The organism is Acinetobacter sp. C13, assembly GCF_016809775.1.
Taxonomy (GTDB): domain Bacteria; phylum Pseudomonadota; class Gammaproteobacteria; order Pseudomonadales; family Moraxellaceae; genus Acinetobacter; species Acinetobacter pittii.
Window position 1 is genome coordinate 1 of sequence record NZ_JAFBJL010000014.1, and the last position, 1,284, is coordinate 1,284.

The following is a 1,284-nucleotide window of genomic DNA, read 5'->3' on the forward strand; positions in this document are numbered from 1 at the left end:
CTGCTGGCAATACATCAGGCCCAGCAACAGCTGTGGTTGATGCGGTTGCGCCGACAGTAGCACTTGATGATGTACTCACTAACGACAGCACACCTGAGTTAACCGGTACAGTGAACGATCCGACAGCAACAGTGGTTGTGAACGTGGATGGTGTTGACTATCCGGCAGTGAACAATGGTGACGGCACCTGGACGCTTGCAGACAATACACTTCCTGCTTTAACTGATGGCCCACACACCATTACCGTGACTGCAACAGATGCAGCAGGTAACGTAGGTACAGATACAGGTGTTGTGACAGTTGATACAGCTGCTCCAGCAGCACCAGTGATTGACCCGGTTAACGGGACAGACCCAATTACAGGTACGGCAGAACCTGGTTCAACAGTAACAGTAACTTATCCGGACGGTAGTACAGCAAGTGTTGTAGCAGGACCGGATGGTACTTGGACTGTGCCAAACCCAGGCTTAAATGATGGCGATACAGTAACGGCAGTAACAGAAGATCCTGCTGGCAATACATCAGGCCCAGCAACAGCTGTGGTTGATGCGGTTGCGCCGACAGTAGCACTTGATGATGTACTCACTAACGATAGTACACCAGCACTCACTGGTACAGTGAACGATCCGACAGCAACAGTGGTTGTGAACGTGGATGGTGTTGACTATCCGGCAGTGAACAATGGTGACGGCACCTGGACGCTTGCAGACAATACACTTCCTGCTTTAACTGATGGCCCACACACCATTACCGTGACTGCAACAGATGCAGCAGGTAACGTAGGTACAGATACAGGTGTTGTGACAGTTGATACAGCTGCTCCAGCAGCACCAGTGATTGACCCGGTTAACGGGACAGACCCAATTACAGGTACAGCAGAACCTGGTTCAACAGTAACAGTAACTTATCCGGACGGTAGTACAGCAAGTGTTGTAGCAGGACCGGATGGTACTTGGACTGTGCCAAACCCAGGCTTAAATGATGGTGATACAGTAACGGCAGTAACAGAAGATCCTGCTGGCAATACATCAGGCCCGGCAACAGCTGTGGTTGATGCGGTTGCGCCGACAGTAGCACTTGATGATGTACTCACTAACGATAGTACACCAGCACTCACTGGTACAGTGAACGATCCGACAGCAACAGTGGTTGTGAACGTGGATGGTGTTGACTATCCGGCAGTGAACAATGGTGACGGCACCTGGACGCTTGCAGACAATACACTTCCTGCGTTAACTGATGGTCCACACACCATTACCGTGACTGCAACAGATCCTGCAGGCA

Annotated in this window: 1 protein-coding gene; it reads left to right on the forward strand. The window is 51.0% G+C overall.

The features are described 5' to 3' along the window. The coding region (locus JGE69_RS17965) for an Ig-like domain-containing protein (RefSeq protein WP_227616442.1) at positions 1-1,284 on the forward strand (1,284 nt) is incomplete at both ends.